This window comes from Dyella sp. Tek66A03 (assembly GCF_052567735.1).
In genome coordinates this window covers 2,468,481-2,489,763 of the sequence record NZ_CP199584.1, presented here as the reverse complement: position 1 = coordinate 2,489,763, position 21,283 = coordinate 2,468,481, and the positions used below count along the sequence as shown (strand labels likewise).

Sequence of the window (21,283 nt, the reverse complement as noted above, 5' to 3'; positions counted from 1 at the left end):
CGCAAAGCATTCGGCGGCCGGATTGTTGTGACGGAATTTTCGGCGTTAATGGGCTTACGCGCCCGCATTTGAGTGGAAGGAGTTCTGGCTGTGAGCAATGCCGTCAAGAGCAAGATTCGCCAGCTCTACCAGTTCCTGAAAGAAGCGAACCAGCTTCGATTTCGGCCTGTCCGGATACTTGCAGACCAACCGAAAATGGTGCGTCTGGCCGACATGCCAAACCACCCTGCCACGCAACTTTTCCGGCCGGTGCGCACGGAGAGCATTCAGGAGGTGCCGGATGCGCTCCTGCGTGTGAAGCGCCCTCCGTTGACCAGGTGTCCCGCGCCGCCGGCATCGATTACCTCATGGTTGCTGCCGAACTGGGATGATCCGTCTAAGCCGGTCTCCGTCGCCGAAAGCCAGAACGCCACCGACGATGAAGGCAAAACCATCACCGTCCGGTTCGATGGCGACCGGCTGCGCGTGGCCGACTTTAAGGAATGGTCGGAACAGCGCACGGCTTGGGTGGAGCCCGAGCTCTCGGCCCGCAGGGCGATGTTTTTCTTCGAGGTGTTCTACGACATTTACTCCGCCATCGAGAAGGACGGTGAGGAACTGGAACTTCTCGCCGCTGATGGACATTTCTTGTGGCAGACGACATCGGGCATCGATGGCCCGGTCACGGTACATCATCCGATCCTGCTCAAGCGCGTGGAGCTTCGGTTCGATCCTAACGTCCCGGAATTCACGATCCACGAAACCGACCGAGAGCCCGAACTCTACGGCAGCCTGTTCGTCGATCTGGAAGGCATTGCACCAGCCGCGATCCGCAACCGGAAGAATGAGCTGGAGACTGCGGGCTATCACCCCCTAGGCTGGGATGACACTGAGGCTTTCTTGCGCGCCTTCATCCAGACTGTTTCGCCGCTCAAGGGCGAGTACCTGGACGAGCTGCCGCGCGACGGTGCCACCACCACGCCGCGACTGTATCGGGACATGGTATTGGTCCTCCGAAAGCGGATTACCGGCATCGCCAACGCCGTCGATGCCATCATCGACGACCTTGATCACCGGGAGGCCTTCCCGCCTGCGTTAGCGCAAATCACCGGCACGATGGCCGAATGGGAGAGCGCTGGTCTGGGTGACGAATTCGGCGCCGGTTCTGGCGCTGACGAAGCGCCCAAAGAGCGTTTCAGTGACGACAACATCCTCCTCGCCAAGGAAGCCAACGAGGAGCAGTTGCAGATCATTCGCCGGCTCGAGCATCGCGGTTCAGTGATCGTCCAGGGGCCACCCGGTACCGGCAAGACGCACACGATCGGCAACCTGATCGGTCACTTGCTTGCGCAGGGCAAATCCATCCTTGTCACTGCGCAGACTGCGAAAGCGCTGCGCGTCGTGCGCGACAAGGTGCCGGACATGTTAAAGCCGCTGGCTGTCTCGGTCCTCGGCAGCGACCAGGACGCAAGGCGTCAGCTTGAATCCTCCATCAGCTCCATCACTGAGCGCCTTACCGGAGACACCGCAGACAGTCTGCTCCAGAAGGCTCAGCAGTACGAGGCCGAGCGCCGGAAGGTGCTGAGCCAGACGAAGCAGCTGACCCACCTGCTGCGCGCGGTGCTCGAAAACGAGTACCGCGAAATCGTGGTCGGCGGGCGGCACTTCACCCCATCGGACGCCGCTCGGTTCGTCTTGGCCAACCGCGAAGCGCACGGTTGGATGCCAGCACCCGTCAAGCTCGGAACCGACCTGAACTTGACCGAGCAGGAACTGGTGAGGTTGTATGCCCTCAGCACCTCCTATACCGCGGAAGAAGAACAGGATGCGCGCCATCCCCTACCGGGACTGGCAGCGTTGCCCTCAGAGCGACAGTTCCAGGTCATGGAATCGGTGTATCAGCATCTCACGACGACTGATCTGACGCCCGGCACCGATCGTTGGCAACCGACCGATCATGCCAGCGAACCGCTGGAGAAGCTGGCCAACGAAGTTACAGCCGAATTTTCCGATGTTTTGCGCCGTCAAGCATGGCGCCCCTACGCCATCGTCGCCGGAATTCATGGCGGCACCGAGCGCGAGGTGTGGGAGCGGCTAATTGCCAACATCGAGGAAGCAGCGGAAGCCAACTCGAAATACGCGCTCGTGCTTCACCACCGCCCGCGACTCTCGGAGGCGCTGCCAGTACATAAGCAGCGACAACTTTCCATTGAAATTTGCGAGCACATCGATGGCGGCGGGAAGCTGGGCTTCTTGCAACTGGCGACGCGCTCCGAATGGCGGGAGTTCATCAAGACGACATCGGTCACGGCGGGACAGCCGAGTCATCGCGATCACTTCGAGGCCCTTGGGCACCTTGCCGAGCTTCAGCACCTGCGCGTTAGTTTGGAGCTGCCTTGGAATTCGATGATCGGGCAACACATCCAGCAGCCGTTCAACAGTCTGGGTTCGGCACCGGAGCAAGCTTGTCGCGCCCTGATTCCAGAGATACTTCGCTGCCTTTACTGGCACGTGTCGGTCTGGGTGCCGCTGGCCACCAAGCTGAAAGCCGAGGGGCTCAAGCTGAACGATCTGATCGTCTCGTTCCCGCGCGAAGCGAGCCAAATTTCGGAATACCTGGTCATCGAGCGGCTGGCGTCCTCGATCCTGCCCGCGCTTCTGAGCAGCGAAGCGGGGCGACGCAAGTTGCGTGAGTGTGAGGCCGGCTTCAGCCGGCTGGCCAATCTTGCGACACAGGTGGATCCGACCTCGTCCGACCATGGCTGTATCGGGCGAATCATCGCCGCCGTCAGGTCGCGCAATCCTGAGTCCTACGCGGCCGCATTGGAGTATGTCCGCCGCCTGCATGCCGTGAAGCCGCTGGTTGCCGAACGAGACGCCTTGGCCGGCAAGCTCGGCCTCGTCGCGTCAGGCTGGGCGGAACAGATTACCCACCGGGTTACGCCGCACCACGAAGGGACCGTTCCGGGCGATTTCGCGATGGCATGGACTTGGCGGCAACTGCACGACACGCTCGTCGACCGCGACAAGCTCGATGCCACCGAACTGCAACGGCAGATCGACCGGACGCGCGATACGCTGCGGCAGATGACCGAGTGGCTGATCGACGCCAAGGCCTGGGGCAAGCAGCTAGAACGGTTGCAAGGCGATCACTCGATCCGACAGGCGCTAGTGGGCTGGCTCGATACAACTAAACGCCTCATCTCGACGCGGCAGCTCGACAAGCGGCAGACGCTCCTCTCCGAAGCGCGGAAGCTAATGAAGAAGTGCGCCGATGCGGTGCCCGTCTGGATCATGCCGATTTCGATCGTGGCCGAGAGCTTCGATCCACGGATGACGCGTTTCGACGTGGTGATCATAGACGAGGCCAGCCAGGCCGACCTCAATGCCCTGATTCCGCTCTACCTCGGCAAACAGGTCATCGTCGTCGGCGACCACGAGCAGGTGACACCATTGGGTGTCGGTAAGGGGCAGACGATCCTGGAGAACCTGCGCAAATCGATGCTTCGGGATATTCCGAATTCTCACCTTTTCGATAACCTGTCCTCGATCTACGACATCGCGCGGCAGTCGTTCGGCGATGCGATCCGCCTCGTCGAACATTTCCGCTGCGTGCCGGAGATCATCGCCTTCAGCAACAAGCTTTCTTATGAAGGAAAGATCAAACCGCTGCGCGAGTCGAACTCGACGGACATCAAGCCGGCCTGTGTCGGGTGGCGAGTGGACGGCGTTCGTGAGGGCGACACGAACAAGATGGAGGCACGGCGCATCATCGATACCATCAAGGCAATGATTAGGCACCCGCGGTACGTGGGCAAGACCATCGGTGTCATCTCCATGCTCGGCGACGCACAGGCCTTGCTGATCCAGCCTATGCTGCACAAGGAGATCCCCGGCATTGAGATCGAGAAGCGTCGAATTCAGGCGGGCAACTCCGGAGAGTTTCAGGGCGATGAGCGCGACGTCATGTTCCTGTCGATGGTCGATAGCTCCTCGGACGAGGGTCCGCTTCGCGCCACCGGCGAAGGTGCCTTCGAACTGATCAAAAAGCGCTACAACGTCGCGGCCAGCCGTGCCCGCGACCAGATGTGGGTCGTGCATTCGTTCGACCCTGATCTACATCTCAAGAGCAGCGACCTTCGGCTTAAGCTTCTCCATCATATCCGTGACCCGCTCGCGTCCGTCCGGGCCTTCGACCAGGAGGTCGGCAAGACCGAGTCACCCTTCGAACGCGAGGTGCTCAAGCGCCTCACCGGCGCCGGTTACCGCGTCAAGTCGCAATGGCAGGTGGGGTATTACCGGATCGACATGGTGGTTGAGGGTGCAGGCAGGCGTCTGGCGATCGAGTGCGACGGCGATCGCTACCACCCGATGGAGAAGTTGGCAGACGATATGGAGCGACAGGCCATCCTTGAACGTCTGGGGTGGCAGTTCATCCGGATTCGAGGCAGCGCGTTCTACCGCAACCCGGAGCTTGCAATGCGGCCGATCTTTGATCGCCTCGGCGAGCTGGAGATTCCGCCGGAGGCGAATCCCGACGAGTCCACAGCGTCGGACATGACCTTGATCCACGAACTGGACAATCTGATCCGGAAGGGTTTCGGTCCGCAGCCAGACGAACCGGTAAGCGAGGCGATGGTGACTGTACTTGCGGACAAAGAGGGAGAGGACGCCTTTGTTGGGCTGGCCGACTCCGATCATGGGCAGGTCGAGGCGGTGCTTGGTAAGCTCGGTGGAAGCGCGCCGCTCGAGACATTCTTGCGTGCTTTTGCTAAGTCAAAGGGATTTCAGCGGCTTGGCCAGAACGTGCGAAAAGGGCTGGAGGCGGAGTTAAATTTGCTTGCCCGCAAGGGAACGGTTGCGATCAATCGCGGAATCATCACTTTGCTTTGAAGATCGAAGACTTCCGATTTCGCCTGCAGATGGCGGCTGGTAACCCGCTGAATGCGTTCGACCGGAAAAAGAAGCTTTCGCCATCCCGCCGGTCGCGTTTATCTTTGTCGAGAGTTGCTCGGCCGCATCAACATGACGAAGCACCATGGCATCGATCGAACGGACCGCATATCCAAGCACCTTCTCAGTGGCGTAGGCGATGTTTCAGAGGCAGCTCAGATCCTCGGCCGGAATGACGAAGACACCGAATGGCCGCGAGGATCCAGCGTTAGCTACACACGCCATTTCGCATTAGGCGCTTTCGCGCGTGGCTATCCGGTAGCCAAGAGTGCCTCTTGCTGCTCAAAGATCATGCAATTTGTAGCAATGACGGCTTGGTCTACCATGGCAGCGGTCAAGCGCTCACCAGCCCTAAGGTTCGGGAGTCCGTGTCGAATGACGTGATTCATCAAAGTGGTGAATCCTTGCATCGTCATTCCCGAACTCGTCGGCAGCCCGCATGAGGCGCGCGCGCGCTCAACACCGGCCCAAATGATATCGGAGTCGTCGGCTATTCCCCAGCCCGCTGCGCATGGCCCGGGAGCAAAATGTGCGGTGAACGAGGGCCCTCCCGATGGGTGGAACAGGTGCCGGTCATAGCACTCCAGTGTGGCCTTGAAATCGCTAATCGTGGACAGAGGCTGAAACACGTATACATCCGTCATGAAGCGGCCGACAATCTGACGCTTTCCTTCAGCTAGATACGTGGATACTGTTGTCTCGAGCTCCGGCTGTCCGACCAATATCCAGAGTGCCTTGATCTTGTACAGGCGCCACAGCTCGTTGTGGACGCCCGTCAGGAAGCGAAACATATAGCCATCAAGGATCTGCGCTTCATCAATGAAGATCACCACCTTCTTTGACTCAGATCGCGCCGCAGACTCAACCAACCGACCAATGAATAGAGCGCGGCGATCCTCAGGTCTACGTTTCGTCGTGGGGCACCTCATGGAAGTCAGCAGGTCGCCGAAAAACACTCCTTCGGACGTTTGTTTGTGGAAAAGAACCTCCACTGAGACGACACCTACCGAATGACCAAGCCACTTTCGATGATTGTCCATGAAGTATTGAATGGCAAAGCTCTTGCCCACTCGCTGAAGACCAGGAACCAAGGCGCCAAGCACGTTGCTATTGGTCCAGGCGCAACATACGTTGATGAAGGCCTCAAGCGCGTTGGTCGGTAGGACGTAGCTGTCGGTTTCAACGGGATGCATGCATTCGCCCCTCACGGCTTGAGCTTGATCCAGTCCTTCGTGGGAACGCGAGCGCGAGCGTCACGCTGCGGTCCTGGCGCTTTTGTGGGCGGCTTCAGCGAGCCAGCCTTCACCAGTTGATTGGCAGCCGATTTGCGCGCAACCGCTTCGCGGGTTTTGAGTGCCTTGAATGCCTGCACGAGATCGCTGCCAGGCGGCACTACAATCTTGCTGATTTTGGCTTCTCGATAGATCAGTTGGCGCTGCTGGAGCGTGTGCGGCGTCAAGTGCCACGGCGGTTCCGCATGGAGAATCCCAATGTCAATTTCCTGCAACCCGTTGATCACATGTCCACGGATGAGGCGGATATCTCCATCAATATCCATTGTGAGTCGAATTCTTAGCCCATTCCACACCGTCATCTTGCTAAGAATGTCATTGGTATATCGAGCGTAGCTGTATTCCACGTAAGGAGCGCGGTGCGTCTTCCCGCCACCTCGAATGACCTTGATGACTTCCAGGCGGAGCATCCGCCTTGCAATCGCATCAGGATCACTCGCGCGCCGAATCGGTGCCACGTTGCGCTCGTCCCACATGCTGATGAATTGGTTGGGGCTACGATTTACAAGTGCCGAGTGCGGGTCCGAGTTGTAATTCGCCAGCACGACGTCGATCACCTGCTCAAGTTCGTCGATGGTCATGGCGTGCGCTGAGGCCGCCTTGATTGCGCGCTCGCGCTCTTCAGCTGGACCCCTCGGATCGAAACCGCTAGGTAAACGGCGGAATCCAAGTGTCTCCAGTGTCTGATTGAGCCGCTCCACGAAAGGACGTGCGATGGGCTCCCCTGCGCGACCGAAGTTCAACGTCGCGCCCAGGTGCCGCACCAGCGTCCGAGTGGTGATGCCCGCTCGATTGGCCAGTCCGTTGTCAAAGCAGACAAGGTCGACCAGACGGCCATGACCAAGAGCACATACCCCAGAGGGAAAGCCTGCACCGACCTTATATGCGAGATGGGGGACGGTTAGTTCTTTAGGTGTCCACTTGGTCAGCGCATGGGAGAACGACCGCATTACCGCGATAGCACTGTAGTTCGTACCACCCAAGCGATAGCTATAGCCAAGAATGGCACGGCTGGCCCTATCAACGAGAAGCAGTAGCCAGAGCCGCATGGGCGTTGAATAGATCCACTCATCTCTGAGGCCAAGTGCTTTTATGACAAAATAGAAATCGGCATTGTGTCCATCGTGCTCAGCTTCTTCGTATGGTCGAAGATGTGGTGCAAGCGAAGGTTGCGCGGTAAGCCCTTGTCTTGGCGAACCACCGTCGCCATCAATTCGCGGCTGAGCAAGAAAGTAGGATTCTAAGAACCCCTTCACGTAGGTCCCCAGCGACTTGGCGCATTGGTCCTCAGTCGTAAACGGGTATTCGTTTGGCGCCTTCAGCTTGGCACATTTTTTCAGGAATTCAGTCCGTATCGCCTTGACGATGGCACGAGCCGGTCTTGCGCTCAGACGGATCGCCATCCGCTCGACGTACGCCTTTAGCTCCTCGTGCTGTTCAAGAAGCTGTCGAAAGGCGCCGGCTTTTCCGCTGCCGCCGCCGTTCTCGGTTATTGGGGCTCTGCGCGAATAGCGAGATATTGGGTAGCCTGGCATGAGCGCAAAGAAGCCATGTATGTCACCATCTTTTTTGACAGTGAGGCATCGATCGAGCATTCGGTAAATTTGCGATTTTGACAGGCCAAAACGAGTCGAGATTCGCGAAAACGAAGTCCCATCCAAGTACGCACTGATAGCGCCAACGCGAACATGGAACGTGGCGAGACCCTCATCGTCCATGAGGTGCTCCGACGGCATCGGCCACGTGCTCGTATCCCGAAGCTCAGGCGTCGTCGCGAGTCGCTCGGCGATATTCATTGCCCCTCCAAGAGCGTGCTGTTCGAGAGGGGAGGCTCAGACAAGTCGGCGCGAAGCTTTCCTGCATGGATTAGGGATGCTATCGCGACGTGTACTAGCTCAATCGACCTGAAGCTTGCAAACGATACGAGATCCATCCAACTGGCCCCACCGCCCACATTGACGTGGGCCAGCAGTAGCTCCTCAAGTTCAATGTCCGGCGACAGCTGTTGAGCGAGATACGGCAACAACTGCTTCAGGTTGCGTAGGTAGATACGGCGTCGCCCGATGTCCGCAGCGAGCCAGATACGGCACGCGAAGTCTGCGCGCTCAACGGAGCGCTGCAAGAGCTCTAGCGGAATAGAGGCGTCTCTCGACAAAACGGCGTCATGCACGACGACGCCGTGCTGCAGCCCTGAGCGTCGTCGCACCCAGAAATCGAGTGACCTGGATCGCTCTTCATTCACTGAAAGGCCAATGGCGAGCGCAGGTCGCTCGCAGAATTCAATTACATCCGGGTCAAATTCTAGGAGCAGCCATGCGTCGAATAGGCCGGGCCCGACTAGGCGGATCTCACGCCCCATCTTGGGCGACCAAGCCACAAAGACATTGGAGCGCAGGAACTCGGCCTGACCGATCTTCAGGGGAACAAGCTTCTGTGAGCTCGCTTTCTGCTGACCAGGCACCGACATGCGACTCGACACGGCTGATGCATTGGCCGGATGGGATACACGATATTTTCCGTTGCGTCAACCGGAAATCTGTACCTCAAGTACACCTGACTGCTTGCTCTGGGAGCCTAAAGGCAAGCATTCTGTTCGCCTGCTGGTTGGGTTAATTCCTTGGCCAACCACGTGACTTAGGATGACGGTTATGTCAGCCGAAATGAAACGCCAGGTGGGATTAGTCGAGGCAGTCGAGCTGCTCGTCAAGACGCGAGGCGAGCTAGCCGGTTTCGACGCCGCGGCATGGGTGACCGAGTGGATCGCACAGCCCCTACCCGCTCTGGGGGGAAAGCGGCCCGCTGAGTTTCTCGCTTCCGACGCCGGATACGCGCTATTGGTCCGACTGCTCGAGCAATCCGCCAATGGTGTCGTCGCCTAACATTGTTGTCACATGTCTCGATGCGCGACAAAAAATCTGCCTATGAGCCTGGGACCGAGCTCCAGTAACCACTGCCGTTCCATCAAGCATCTCCCTGAACATAGGTGGCGCGACGGTCCGAAGGTTCTATTGGACCAGACCCGTTAGCGCCCCCCCCCAACTGACCCGTCGAGCAGCCATTTGAACGCGTCACCGGGCCGCGCGCAATGCGCGACCGGCGGCGTTGACGCGCGATTCGCCCTGCGAACGCACTTGCTGAATTCAACGCGCGTCCTCTATTAAGATCGGGCCTTAGCGCCATGGAGGCCAGTGGCGGACCCTCGACCCCTTTTCTCTTCGACATGCGGACCGCGTATGGGTCGGCGTCGACGCGATTCCGTACTGAAGGCAGTCTCGGACGTACACGTTTGATTGTCCGATATCCACGGATGCTAGGGATCCGTGGCCATTAGCGCGTTTGTGTCGCCCGCGAGTGAAAGTGGCGACTCATCCTCTCCAGGGAGCGGCTTCAGTGATTCGTGAAGTGCCTTCTTCCCTTTGGCTCCCGCTCCGACCAATCGGCGGGCGCGAGCAACGACGGACTGCGGTGAATCATTAAGTCGATTCTTCGCCTTGAGGTAAGCGTCTCCAGCCTTCTTCAGGCGATCATCGATAGACTCAAAGTCCTCGATAAACCCAGTGAGCGAGTCCAGCAGCTTTGCTGCCTCTTCGCCTATGGTGCTGATCTGCTGCTGTAGCTTGTCGCGCGTCCACAGCCGCTCAACCACACGGAGCATCGCCATCAGGGTGTTCGGGGATGCAAACACCACGCGCTTGTTGAACGCTTCTGTCTGCATGTCCGGACTGATCGACAACGCTGACGACAACGCGCCCTCAATGGGTACAAAAAGGACTGTCAGGTCCAGAGTCTCGGGCCCCATGGCGCGGGGGTAGTTCTTGTCCGCGAGATCACGCACATGGGCTCGGAGTGCAGCCGTATGGCGGATCAATGCTTCCTGTTGGTCCTCGAAGGAATCGGCATTTTGCGCATCGCTCCAGGCAATGAGATTGACCTTGGAATCGACCACAATCTTCCGCTTGTCTGGCAAGGTCACCACCACGTCCGGTCGCACGCGCTGGCCGCTGTCCTCATCGATAGCGTGACCCTGCGAGATGTAGTTGCGGCCCTCTACCAGCCCCGACGCTTTAAGCACCGTATCGAGAATGAGTTCACCCCAATCACCCCGGGTTTTCGAGTTGCCTTTAAGTGCACGGGTCAGGGCCTCAGTCGCGGTCGCCATGTTCTGGTTCAGGCCTTTCAACTCGCCGATGGTTCCGACAAGGGTGGCATGCTCCCTGGCCTGTTCCGACCCGAGTTGTTCCACCTTTGCCTGGAAAGTGGCGACCTTCTCTGCAAATGGCTTGAGGGTCGTTTCGAGCCGCTCCTTCGATGCATCTGCGCTTGCCTTGATGCGCTGGTCGAGAACGACAGACTTCTCATCAAAGACGCGGCTCGCCGCTTCGGTAAACGCGGTGCGCATCTGGGTTTCGGCCGTGGCGAGAAACGCTTTGGTTTGCTCAACCGCTTGGAGCGCCGCATCTCGAACGGCCACAGCGGTTGCGTGCTCGGCGCTAAGGTCTCGTAGGGCAATGTTGGCAGCATCGAGGCTTTGACGGAGGTCATCCCGTTCACGACGGAGCTCGTTGCATTCTGCGGTTTGGCCGGTGAGATTAGCGTCGATAACCGCAGCCGACCGCTGCAACTCTTCCAAGGCCTGGCGCGACTGCTCAAGGCTCTCTCGCGCACCGTTACGCTCAAGTCGGTGTTGGTCGGCTTCGGCAAATTTTCCAGCGAGGTTGGCCGTCGTCGTTGCCGTGTTCCGCTGCAAGGCCTCGAGAGTCTCGCGCACCTCTGCCAGTACCCGGTCGCGCTCGGCAACTGTGCCGGTCAGCTTCTCCACGGATAGCCTGGCTTCTTCATTCTGTGCACCGAGCGCAGCTTCCCTCGCCGTCGCCGCCCTGACCGATTCCGTCAATTCGCCGACCTGCTTTTCAGCCCGCCCACTTCGTTCGATAGCATCGGGCAAGCGCGCGGCCTCCCTGGAAAGCGCGTCAATCCTTGCCTGCTGACCCCGTGCCTTCGCTCCGGCCTGCCACAAGATCAGGCCGACTACGACGGCTGCGAAAACGACCGTCAGCAGAGCGATTGTCCATCCCCAAATCGGCATGCTCTCCATGATTCCTTCCTCGGTATTGGCGTGTGCCCCATCGCATGATACGTCGGGGACAACGCCGGGATCACGGTACGGCCAAACTCGGTCCGATCTAAGATCGGGCAATTTTCGGCCGATGCGGCGGACCCCACCCCCGGCAACAAGGGCTAACCACCCTGCTCTTGCGTCTGGCCGCGGCCAAGAGCAGTCAGTCAGGATTATCTGTTCGCCGACCGGTTAAGACCGGCTTTAGTCGATCACGACGATGTCACCGATCGACGGCAAATCAAGCGGCTCAGCCGGTAACATGTTGCCCGAAGTACGCAAGCGAGGAGGGTTGCCATGCGCCTATGCCGTTTCGAGGTCAGGAATTTCAAGTGCGTCGAGTACGCGAGCCTGGAGTGGGGGGACTTGCTTGTCCTGATCGGTGAGAACAACGCTGGCAAATCCACCATCTTGTCGGCTATCGCAGCTTTCCTGGGCGGCAGCGCCATCAAAGACCCTTCGCTGTTTCGGCGACACCTTACCGACACGGCAAACGCCATCGAGCTCATCGGGCACTTTGATAGCCTCAGCGACGAGGAGAGATCCCAGGTGGCCGTTCGCTCCCGCATGAATGGTGACCGCTGGGTCTTGAAGAAGCGCTACTGGTTCGAGGCTGGAGACGACGGCGAATCAGGGGGATGGAAGGAACTTCTGTACTCCTTTTCTGGCGCGGAGCGACTTGTCGGCTGGCCAGAAGTCGACGGAACCTGGGGAGCGTTCCCTGCGGCATATGAACCGCTGATTGCCGCGCTTCCAAACCGGGGAGTTCGCCCAACGAACGCGACGAGGGATGCGCTTCGCGAGGCGCTACGACTGCAGCGACCTGACCTCGTGACCTTTGATGCGCCCGACTGGGTGCCTAACCCCGGCGGCGGTGGAAACTGGAAGAGCAATGCAAACTCCATTCTGCCGCGCCCTATCCTAGTGCGGGCGGTGCAAGAGGCCAGCAACGAGACCAACTCGAAGGATGCGTCGACCTACGGCAAGTTGCTGAACCTTATTATCGAGCGTAATTTGGCACAGCGACCGGAGATGACCCGACTGCAGCAGGCGTTGGACGAGGTGTTGGCCTTGTTCCGTCCTGATGAGGCCAACCCGAATCGCCAAGCCCAAGAGGTCAGAGACCTCCAAGACCGAATCAACCGGAGCCTCAACGAAGTCATCGGTGGCCAAGCGCTAATTCGTACGGAGGCGCCGGACATTAGTTCGATGGTGCTGCCATCGACCTCCTTAGTCATCCATGATGCGCAAGCGGGCATCGACACCGACGTCGGGCACCAAGGCCATGGCCTTCAAAGGACGTTGGTCATCACCCTGCTTCAGCTGCTGGCAGATGCACAAGGTCAGCTCGCACCCGGTGCGGTCCGAGTGTCCGGGAGGGCTACCCTTCTGTTGATCGAAGAGCCAGAACTCTATCTTCATCCTCAAATGGAGCGACTGATGCGCGATGTTCTGCATCGTCTGGCTGCGCAAGAAGGTACCCAGGTGGCGTGTTGCACTCATTCGCCTATCTTCCTTGACATTGCCTCGCATTATCGAGCGATTGTCCGGATGCTCAAGACGCCGCAAGGTGACGCGGCCTCGCATCAGGTGACCGAAGACCTCTTTCCCGGACAGCCTCTCCAGGCCGACAGGCAGCGATTGAACACAGTGGCGCGCTTCGATCCCACAGTGAACGAACTTTTCTTTGCCAAACGGGTGGTGTTGATGGAGGAGTTCAGTGCCATCGCCGCCTTTGAGCGGGGCGCCGAGGTAATGGGGCTGTTCGAACGACATCAACGGCTTCGGCGCGAGGTGTCCTTTGTGGATTGCAACGGAAAGTCGAACATTCCAGCGTTTCAGCGAGTGCTGAACGCTTTCAACATTCCGTATCGCGTACTCCACGACGAAGACCCTGGCAATCCGGCCGAACAGGCGAACAACCAAAAAATTCTTTTGTTGTTGCCTGATGGCGCCAATCAGCTGCACCTAATTGCGCCAGACCTAGAGGGCCTCCTGGGATATCAGCCGCCGAGCAAAAGCAAGCCCTATGCCGCTGTCAGCACCGTGGAGAATCTCCACGCCCAAGGCCAGCTACCAGCTGCATTCCAGCAGGCCGTCTGCATGGCGTACTTTGGCCAAGCAGCAGAACCTCTACCGCTGCTCTGATTTTGTCTATATCTGCCCACTTGATGCGTACAGTTTCCGGGCTACCGACAGACCATACATTCATACGGCGAGCTCCCTGCCCTACCCGCGATAACACGGGCTAATCGCCCTTCGGGGCTCCTGTCGGTCGCTCAGTACGCGTTATCGAAATCCGCTCTATGCCAAGGCAAGCCACCCTGCACTACTTCTTTGTTTGCTTCTTTATCCGTTTCTTGGGCTTAACGGCCTTCATCAGTTTGACCATCGGATCGCATGAGATCTTGGCGAGCATGATGCTTCCATAACCAAGTTCGGAGAGCCTGGTGTAGACGCTCTTTAAAACCACCTTGGCAAAAAATGGCAGATGGAGATCCGGCTTATCCGATTGGCTGATGATGCCGAAGACGATGATGTAGCCAGACACATTGCGGGGCATCTTGGCACCCTTGATGTCGGGAGTGAGCTGATGGGTCGGGGTGAGTGCCGCGTTGGCCAGGTCCACGTAGCCCGCGTGGGATTTCAGAAGCTCTCCTGAGACCAATCCCTGATTGAACAGGTGTCCCAGAACGCTGGAACTTCCATAGTGCTTGATGTGGATGAGTTCCCCGCGACCATAGATGTCACAGAACTCAACCTTGTCGTAGACCCCGCCAACGGGGAGCAACTTTTTGTCCATCAAACACCACTGCCCTTGGCTTCCCACCACCGCGGCCTTGTTGTAGCCATCCTCATCGGTGTGGGCCTGCTCATAGGTGGGCAGCGGCTTGGTGTATCGGGGGATGTTCTTGAACGCGGTGTCAACGTCGGTCACGAAGTCTTTGTCGATTTCGAACCAGCGCCCTGCGGAGAGGATGAAGGACTTGTCACCCTCATCAATCTCGCAATGGATGCAACGGTAGATGGGCCACCGGTCCAGCGCCTTCTCCTCGTCATCCACCGGCATTGCATAGTGCTTCCGAAGGAACCTCAAAGTCGGCTCTTCATTTGGAAAAGCCTGCACGAGCCCCGGGAGGTGCAAGTCATTGGAGACCCCCTCCCCGGCCCATTGGGTGAACTTGAAGCCATCCACGAGTGACCAATCAACAATGTCCGGGACGGCGAGCCAACAACCTTCAATCAAGCCGTTCTTGCTCCAGGCATCTTTAAGCTTTTCAACGAGGAGCGCATCCAGTCGTGTGGCCTTCTGGCCTTTGGGATTTAACTGGCAAACCTGATCCACCCAGGGAAAGTTCGCCTGATAATCCTTTGACTGAAATTTTTTCAGATAGCGCCGCAACAGCCGGCGGAGATCGGGCACGGCAGCATCTGTGGTGACCGTCAACGCATCTGCGCCGGCAAGGCGACGCCCCAACTTTTCGCTGAGTGGTCGCCCCACAATCCCGCGAATGAGGTCGCGTTCAATATCCACACCGAAGCTCAGCGCGGACGAGGCCTGACTGGTTTGAACGCGGCTGTTCTGATCGTCCACAAAGGTTCTTTTATCAATGCTGCGGAGAGCATCCGAACCAATGGAATTCAGCGTCACGACCAGGCCGAACCGTTCCTCATAGGCGTCAGGATGAAGCAGGAAGCGTCCTTGCCCAAACGTGAGGGCGAACAGGCGGTCGTCTACGGGGACAATGAATGCCGCTGAGGACGACTGGACGGTGCCCAGCAGCGTCTTGTCCACATAACTTTCAAAGAGGTCGGCCCACTTGGGCGGCTTGGGGTGCGTCGGCTTGACGAACAACTTTCCGTAGTCGGAAGGTCCATCGGCGATGATGTGCGGCTTGGCCCCGGTGACGACCGCATCCTCTGCGGTCACCACGCTCTCGCGCAACAAGTAAATGGTGAACGTCGCCATCCGGTCCTCCCCCCGAGGATGATGTGTCGCCCATGCTGGCAATCTGTCGCTGCCCTACTCCGTCAAGAATCATGGGCTCGGACAGTTTGGCCCAGGGGCCCACCGAAATCTGTAGGGGAAGCCCTACGGCAGGGGTGAAAAGGATGGGCCCCGCCCTGAAAAAAACCAGAGGCAAAGAGGCATGACATGAGGGGACAGGAGCCCGGTTCTACCCTCGATAACTTGACCTAATCGCCCTGCCCCGACGGCCGCCACGGTCTCCCAGCTCCGGCCCTGTAAATGTCCGCTTCTCGCCCTGAGCCGTTCCGTCAACTATGTGACGAAGCCAGTCCGGCGAGCAAAGGTGATCCACGGTGTTGCAGGCCCTTAGGTAGCGCGACTCATCGTAGGGCGTGCGGGACTGCCAGCAGCGATATCGTTGCTCGACGGGGCGCTGGCATCTAGAACTGCCAGCGCAAATAGGCCTTGACTCCGTGATCGCTGCTATTGCTGCCAATCAGTCCGGAGTAAGTGATGCCGGCATCGATATCGCGTGCGAGATTGCCACCGAGTCCGACATCCGCTGCCAGTGCGTCCCTATCCAGTGACGCCCCCACGACACCGAACGGCGTTCCGCCCGTGAAGCTCAGCGCAGCCAAGGGCGTGAGCTGCCCAAAAGTGTGCCGCCAACCCACGCTGGCGCGCAATTCCAGAGAGGCATGCCCGGTGAAGTTCAATGGCACGATGAGCCGCGTGCCCAGCGTGGTGAACGTGTTGCTGTTGCTGTCGCCATGGCCAGACAGCGCCGTGGCAGGGTCACCCTGTTCCTGGAAGCCATTCGAGCGCAGCCGGACATAGGCGGCGTTGAGGAACGGCAGCAGGTCTGCGTCGTGACCTTGCATGTCATAGGCGATCTCGCCCCAGCCCTGCGTGGTACCTGCTTTATAGTCAGAGGACAGCGTCGCCTGGTAGCCGGCGTACGACGGATGTCGCGTCATGGTTACATCGTGCCAGGTGTAGGCCACGCCGCCGTTGAAACGCCACTGCCCCTGGTCGTTGCCCGTATAGAGACCCACGTGATAGTCGTCGCTGGAGCCTGACGAGTTGAGGCTGTCGACGTTGAACGTGGTGTGGCTATAGCCACCCACGACGCCCAGCCGCCATGCCGCGCCGAGTTCGCGATCGGCGCCCATGAAGAAGCCGCCGATGTCGCGATCGAAGGTGGCGGTGTCGTTATGGCTGTTGTAATCACCCCAGGAACCAAATGCATGGCCCCACAGGCCATTGGCGCCCGCGTTGCCGTCGGTCGTCGGGGACAGCGAGTCGCTATCGCCGTGCATGCGGTAGCTCACCGCCTCACGAAGGAAACGGCTGTCGTCGATGAAGGCGCCGCGTACCGAGGCGTAGGCTTCGCCGGAAAGCTCACCCAGGTCATGGCAGGCGTCAGCATCGCTTTGCGAATCCATCACGATGGCCGTGAGCGCGGCATTGTTGCCGCCCGCCGATTGCAGCCCGACCGCAGCAGCGTGGGGATTACGCCGGCAGGCGGCATCGCTCAGCGAGCGTGTCTGATTGACCTGCAGGTAGGCGTGGTTGGCGTCATAGCTGGCCTGCAGTGTTGCGAACGGCGAGACCGCGGTGTCGCCGCTGATACCGAAGCTGCCAGTGAGCCCGCCATCGGCGTCGAGCACCGTATAGCGAGTGCCCAGCGAGTACGGCGTATTCGCGATGGGCGAAACCTGCAGGACCGCACCAGGGGCCAACGTCGCCGTGCCGCTTGCGTGGATGAGATCAGACTGGGTAGAGGCAGGGTCGAGTTGTACCTGGTAGATCGCGCCTGCGTTCTGCACATAGTTGCCCTGCACCGTCAGCGTACCGATCGAATGGCCCGGAGCAATCGTCGAGCCGGACTGCATCGTGGTGGCGCCCATCGTGCCGTTGCCGATCAGCGTGGTGCCACTGACCATGGTTACGGTCGCACCGGGTACGCTTCCGTCCACCGACAAGGTGCCAGCCGTGATCTGCGCCTGCCCGCTGAACGTGCCATTGCCAGTGAGTGCGAGCGTGCCGGTGCCGTACTTTGTCAAGGTACCGCTGCCGCTCAACGGACCCGATAGGGTCAGCTGGGTACCCGTGTCGGTAGTGATCCCGCCCGTGTTCTCCACCGACACGTTGCGCGCCGACCTGAAGCTCGCGGTGTTCTCCAGCACGCCACCTGCCAGGGTTAGAGCCCCCGAAGCATCGCCGAGATTGTCATCGGCGGACACTCGCACTGTTCCCCCCTGGATACGGGTGCCGCCGGTATAGGTATTGGTACCCGACAACACCAGGGTTCCCGCGTCATCCTTGACGAGCATGGCGCCGCCTGCCAGTGGCGCGCTGATGGCGGCGGTGAAGCCGAGGCTATCTTGCGAGCCGTCGCCCACACGTATCAGTGCCTGGGTGCCATCCAAGGTGATTGGATCGCCCGAGACCTGGTATCCATCGACAGCGAACTGCATGCCGGACACCGTCACGGCGCCGAGACTGTTGTCGACAGTCACGTGGCCTGGCGTACTGGTAAAAATCGCAAACGAACCGTCGACGAACGGCGTATTCGCGCTGGCGTTCTCATCGGTCCAGTTGTGATTGCCGGCGGAGCTCTGCCACGTGCCGTCTCCGCCATGAATCACGCCGCCGCTGGTAGCGCTCGCCTTCCCGTTCCAGAAGACCAATCCCGGCAGGGTCGGCGCTCCCTCATTCGGCGGGTATATCAGGTTGACCTGCTGGGGCACGGCCGTCTGCACAGACAGTCCCGTGACCGGCACGGTGCCCAGCGTCAAGCCCAGATTCGTCAGCGATCCCTTGTAGTCGATGAGGCGATACACGCCGCTTTCAAACTGGCCACCCGCTGCCTCGGTGACGTTGAGTGTGCCGCCCAAGGTCAAATTGCCACCCACCGTCACAAGGTCATTGAGGTGGGAACCGCCGGTGCTCGCTTGCCCAAACTCGTAATTGAGGATCGAGCCGCTACTCAGGGCTAGGTCTCCATTGATCGCAAGCGTGCCGACCTGTTGCGTCGCGGGACCCGGCGCGACGATACCGCCGTTGGCCACCGTGACATTGCCGCCTAGCGTTCCATTGCCGCCAAGCTGAGCACCACTGGCCACGGTGGTCGCACTGCTTGCTGTGCCCAGCGGGCCGTTAACCCACAAGGTGCCGCCGTTGATCTGGATCGGACCGGCGAAGGCGGCGCTATTGCCCGAAAGCGTCTCAGTGCCACCCGCCATCGCCAGCGCACCCGTGCCAGTCAATGCGCCGCTAAACGTGTCGTTGGCGGCGGTCACGTTCAGTGTGTTTGCACCGAGGTTGACCACGCCGCTTCCTGCCAGACTGGTGATGTTTGCCACCGGATCGACGGCGGAAATGTCGAACGTGCCATTGGCGACCACGCGACTGGAGGAAGCAACACTGCCTGACCCTACCAATGCCAATACGCCCCCATTCACATCCGTCTCGCCGGTGAACGTATCGGCTGCGCTCAGCGCCAGTGTGCCGGCGCCGGTCTTGGCAAGCGCACCTCCGCCTGACAACACGCCGGACCAGTTCACACCGAGGCCGTTGGTGTCAATCGTCGATGTGGTTCCTGCGACGAGAGTCGCGTTGACGGTTCCGTTCAATGCCGAACCGATCGCCTGAATCGTGCCGCCGCCGAGGTTGAACGCATAGGTTCCACCCGTGTTGTTGAAGTCCCCATTTAGCGAGCTGCCGCCAATCTGAAGCGTACCGCCGTTGAGGTTGTAGGTGCCGTTGCCGGTGGCGGCCAGGAACAGGCGGGAGCCGCCATCGATGGTGAGCGTGCCGCCGGTCTGGTTGATCGTGCCGCTGCCCGGCGTGACGCTGGGGTCCGTGGCCGAGCCATTGCTGCCGATGAACAGTGTCGCGTTAGTCAGCACCACGCTGCCGCTGCCGCTCAGGTTCAGGACGCCCGTACTGGAGCGCTGGGCAGAAGCGCTCGAGCTCGCGCCGTTACGACCGATCACGATGAAGCTGGTGGTACCGGTGCCATCGAAGGACAGCGTGCCGCCGGAAAGATTATAGGTACCCTGGCCGCCCTGATTGCCGATATTGAGCGATGCGCCATTGCCATTCCCGCCCATCATCACGTTGCCGCCCGACTGGTTCACCGTCCCGATGCCGCCAAAGTCGCCAACCTGAAAAGTCGTACCGAGGGCGAGTGTCCCGCCGCTGACATTGAGGGCGCCAACCGAAGGCGCGTTCCCCGTAAAAGGATTGCTACCGCTGCCTACCGAGAGAAAGGTTACGTTGGTCGTGCCGCTGGTCTGCGCGACGGCACCATCGAGTATGTGAAATTCCCCGCCGGTGATCGTCGCACCGCTAATCGTGAATATGCCGCTACCGGCCTTTGCCAAAGCGCTGTTGGTAGGATTGATATTGATCGTGCCCGAAAAACTGCTACTGAAGCTCTGCGTGCCGGTCGCGTCGATCCCCACGATGGTGGAACCATTGGCGGGCGTGTTGACGGTGCCGTTGCCCGACAGGTCGGGCTGGAAGTCCACGACTTGGGCACACAGTGGCAATGGCAATAGCGCAGTCATCCAGACGACATGTAGCAACATCAGGCGATGGAGCGTCGTGTGCCTCGGCCATCGAAGTGACGCCTGCCGATGACGCGAAAGCCCTTCCGCCCCTTGCCCTGCTGTGGTTGTCCGCATGACGCATGCCTCCCTTTCTTACGCAAGCCTTCGACGCCTCAATATTGCTGGCGCCGTTGCCGGCACGTACACGGCAATGCCGGATCGGATGCTTCGCTCGAGGAGTGTGCAGCGAAGCCAATGCCAATTTTCAGTGGAGCTACCACAAGCTTCGGGATTCACTCGATCCCAATTTGCATACAAGTCACAGCCGTCGTACTTGCCGATGGATACACACCCGCATGGAATGTTTGGGAAAACGCCTTCAGCGACAGCACCGCGTTGGGCTGCAGGGAACGGGCAAGCTTGGTCGCCGAATCAGCCAACCAATGCGTCACAACTGGCTAGGTTCCCGGCATCCAGACGCAAGCCACGCATCCAGCAATAACGCGCAACTCGCCGCTTACCTTCAAAAGAAAACCAACGGCAATGACTACAGCAGCGACCAAAGAACGTCGCGCAGCATCGATCCAAAAGACAGCTTTCCCGGAAAACGCTGCACCACCCTGCACGAAAAAGCGCGAGTGCATGAATATCACGAGGCAACCTTTTTCGTCTTCCGTATAACTACGGAATGAAGCGAGATACTTTGTGAGAGCTAAGTGAAAGTGGCAGACATGCACAGCCACGTCGATGGCCATGGGTAGATCGATGCGATGCCAAAACAGCAGACTTAGTGACCGAGCAACAAGCTGCGAAAAGAACAGGCGGCGGCTGCAGAGATTCGCAAGTAAGCAGCAATAGCACACACTGTCGTGCCCCTCGAACGCGGTGCCAGCAACGAGCTAGCCATGCCGTTCAATATAGTCGACCGACGCGTAGAGCCCCATCGGCCATGCGGCCAGCTTGCGGGCGAGAAGGTTGGGGTTCTCCGGTTTTATGGTGCGTATCGCTATGTCAGCTTCGCGCTTTGCGAGGCTTTGCAGCTGCGTCGAGGTGTCGAGCAGTACGCGCACATCGGGATGTGCTTCGTGAAGACGTCGAATGGCGGGCATCACGAAGTCGAGTCCGATCGTGTCCGTCGTTGTCACGCGGACTTCGCCGGCGAGGCGCTCGTCAACGCCTAGGGTCTGTGTAAAAATATCGTTTGCTGATTGCTCCATTTCTTCTGCCGAACGCAACGCGATCTCACCCACCGGGGTGAGCACGTAGCCGTTGGACGTGCGTAAAAACAGCGTCGCGCCGAGCGCTCGCTCGAGCATCGCGAGGCGCCGGCTGACCGTCGCCTGGTCGAGCCCAACCGCTCGTGCCGCGCCGCGCAAGCTGCGCTCCCGTTCCCGGCTAGGAACTCGTCGCGACT

The 21,283-nt window shown here is 59.5% G+C and carries 11 protein-coding genes; 3 read left to right on the top strand and 8 right to left on the bottom strand.

Annotated features, from left to right (window positions below):
- The first annotated feature begins 90 nt into the window (after nt 1-90).
- Nucleotides 91-4,872 (top strand): AAA domain-containing protein, encoded by a 4,782-nt coding sequence (locus ACT01B_RS10950; protein ID WP_445147373.1) that lies wholly within the window; start codon nt 91-93, stop codon nt 4,870-4,872.
- Nucleotides 4,873-5,183: 311 nt separating this feature from the next.
- Here ACT01B_RS10950 and ACT01B_RS10945 read toward each other — a convergent pair whose 3' ends face one another.
- Genes ACT01B_RS10945 through ACT01B_RS10935 form a run of 3 tightly spaced genes read right to left on the bottom strand, consistent with a single transcriptional unit; the run spans nt 5,184 to nt 8,691 of the window.
- Entirely contained in the window at nt 5,184-6,125 is a 942-nt protein-coding gene (locus ACT01B_RS10945; protein ID WP_445147372.1) for an AAA family ATPase, read from the bottom strand.
- Nucleotides 6,126-6,136: 11 nt separating this feature from the next.
- Nucleotides 6,137-8,020: a hypothetical protein gene (locus tag ACT01B_RS10940; protein WP_445147371.1), complete on the bottom strand. Its 1,884-nt coding sequence runs from the start codon at nt 8,018-8,020 to the stop codon at nt 6,137-6,139.
- On the bottom strand, nt 8,017-8,691 hold the full coding sequence (locus ACT01B_RS10935) for a hypothetical protein (RefSeq protein WP_445147370.1): 675 nt from the start codon (nt 8,689-8,691) through the stop codon (nt 8,017-8,019). Before ACT01B_RS10935 ends, ACT01B_RS10940 begins: the two co-directional genes overlap by 4 nt.
- Before the next feature lie 181 nt (nt 8,692-8,872).
- On the opposite strand from ACT01B_RS10935, the gene ACT01B_RS10930 reads away from it, so the two are divergent.
- Nucleotides 8,873-9,103, top strand: a complete 231-nt coding sequence (locus ACT01B_RS10930) for an antitoxin Xre/MbcA/ParS toxin-binding domain-containing protein (protein ID WP_445147369.1) — start codon at nt 8,873-8,875, stop codon at nt 9,101-9,103.
- A 431-nt stretch (nt 9,104-9,534) separates the two neighbouring features.
- Here ACT01B_RS10930 and rmuC read toward each other — a convergent pair whose 3' ends face one another.
- Nucleotides 9,535-11,319, bottom strand: a complete 1,785-nt coding sequence (gene rmuC / locus ACT01B_RS10925) for a DNA recombination protein RmuC (protein ID WP_445147368.1) — start codon at nt 11,317-11,319, stop codon at nt 9,535-9,537.
- A 318-nt stretch (nt 11,320-11,637) separates the two neighbouring features.
- Here rmuC and ACT01B_RS10920 point away from each other — a divergent pair, with 318 nt between their 5' ends.
- Complete coding sequence (locus tag ACT01B_RS10920) at nt 11,638-13,488, top strand: ATP-dependent nuclease (protein ID WP_445147367.1); 1,851 nt, start codon at nt 11,638-11,640, stop codon at nt 13,486-13,488.
- 181 nt (nt 13,489-13,669) lie between these two features.
- Here the strand turns inward: ACT01B_RS10920 and ACT01B_RS10915 are convergent, their stop codons facing one another.
- The 4 genes from ACT01B_RS10915 to ACT01B_RS10900 form a co-directional block, all read right to left on the bottom strand.
- Nucleotides 13,670-15,310, bottom strand: coding sequence for a DUF6119 family protein (locus ACT01B_RS10915; RefSeq protein WP_445147366.1), 1,641 nt, complete (start codon nt 15,308-15,310; stop codon nt 13,670-13,672).
- Nucleotides 15,311-15,750: 440 nt separating this feature from the next.
- Entirely contained in the window at nt 15,751-19,908 is a 4,158-nt protein-coding gene (locus ACT01B_RS10910) for an autotransporter outer membrane beta-barrel domain-containing protein (protein WP_445147365.1), read from the bottom strand.
- 419 nt (nt 19,909-20,327) lie between these two features.
- The gene (locus ACT01B_RS10905; RefSeq protein WP_445147364.1) at nt 20,328-20,624 is read right to left on the bottom strand and encodes a hypothetical protein; all 297 of its coding nucleotides are present in this window, start codon (nt 20,622-20,624) and stop codon (nt 20,328-20,330) included.
- Between the two features lie 144 nt (nt 20,625-20,768).
- On the bottom strand, nt 20,769-21,245 hold the full coding sequence (locus tag ACT01B_RS10900; RefSeq protein ID WP_445147363.1) for a LysR family transcriptional regulator: 477 nt from the start codon (nt 21,243-21,245) through the stop codon (nt 20,769-20,771).
- Between the last annotated feature and the right edge of the window lie 38 nt (nt 21,246-21,283).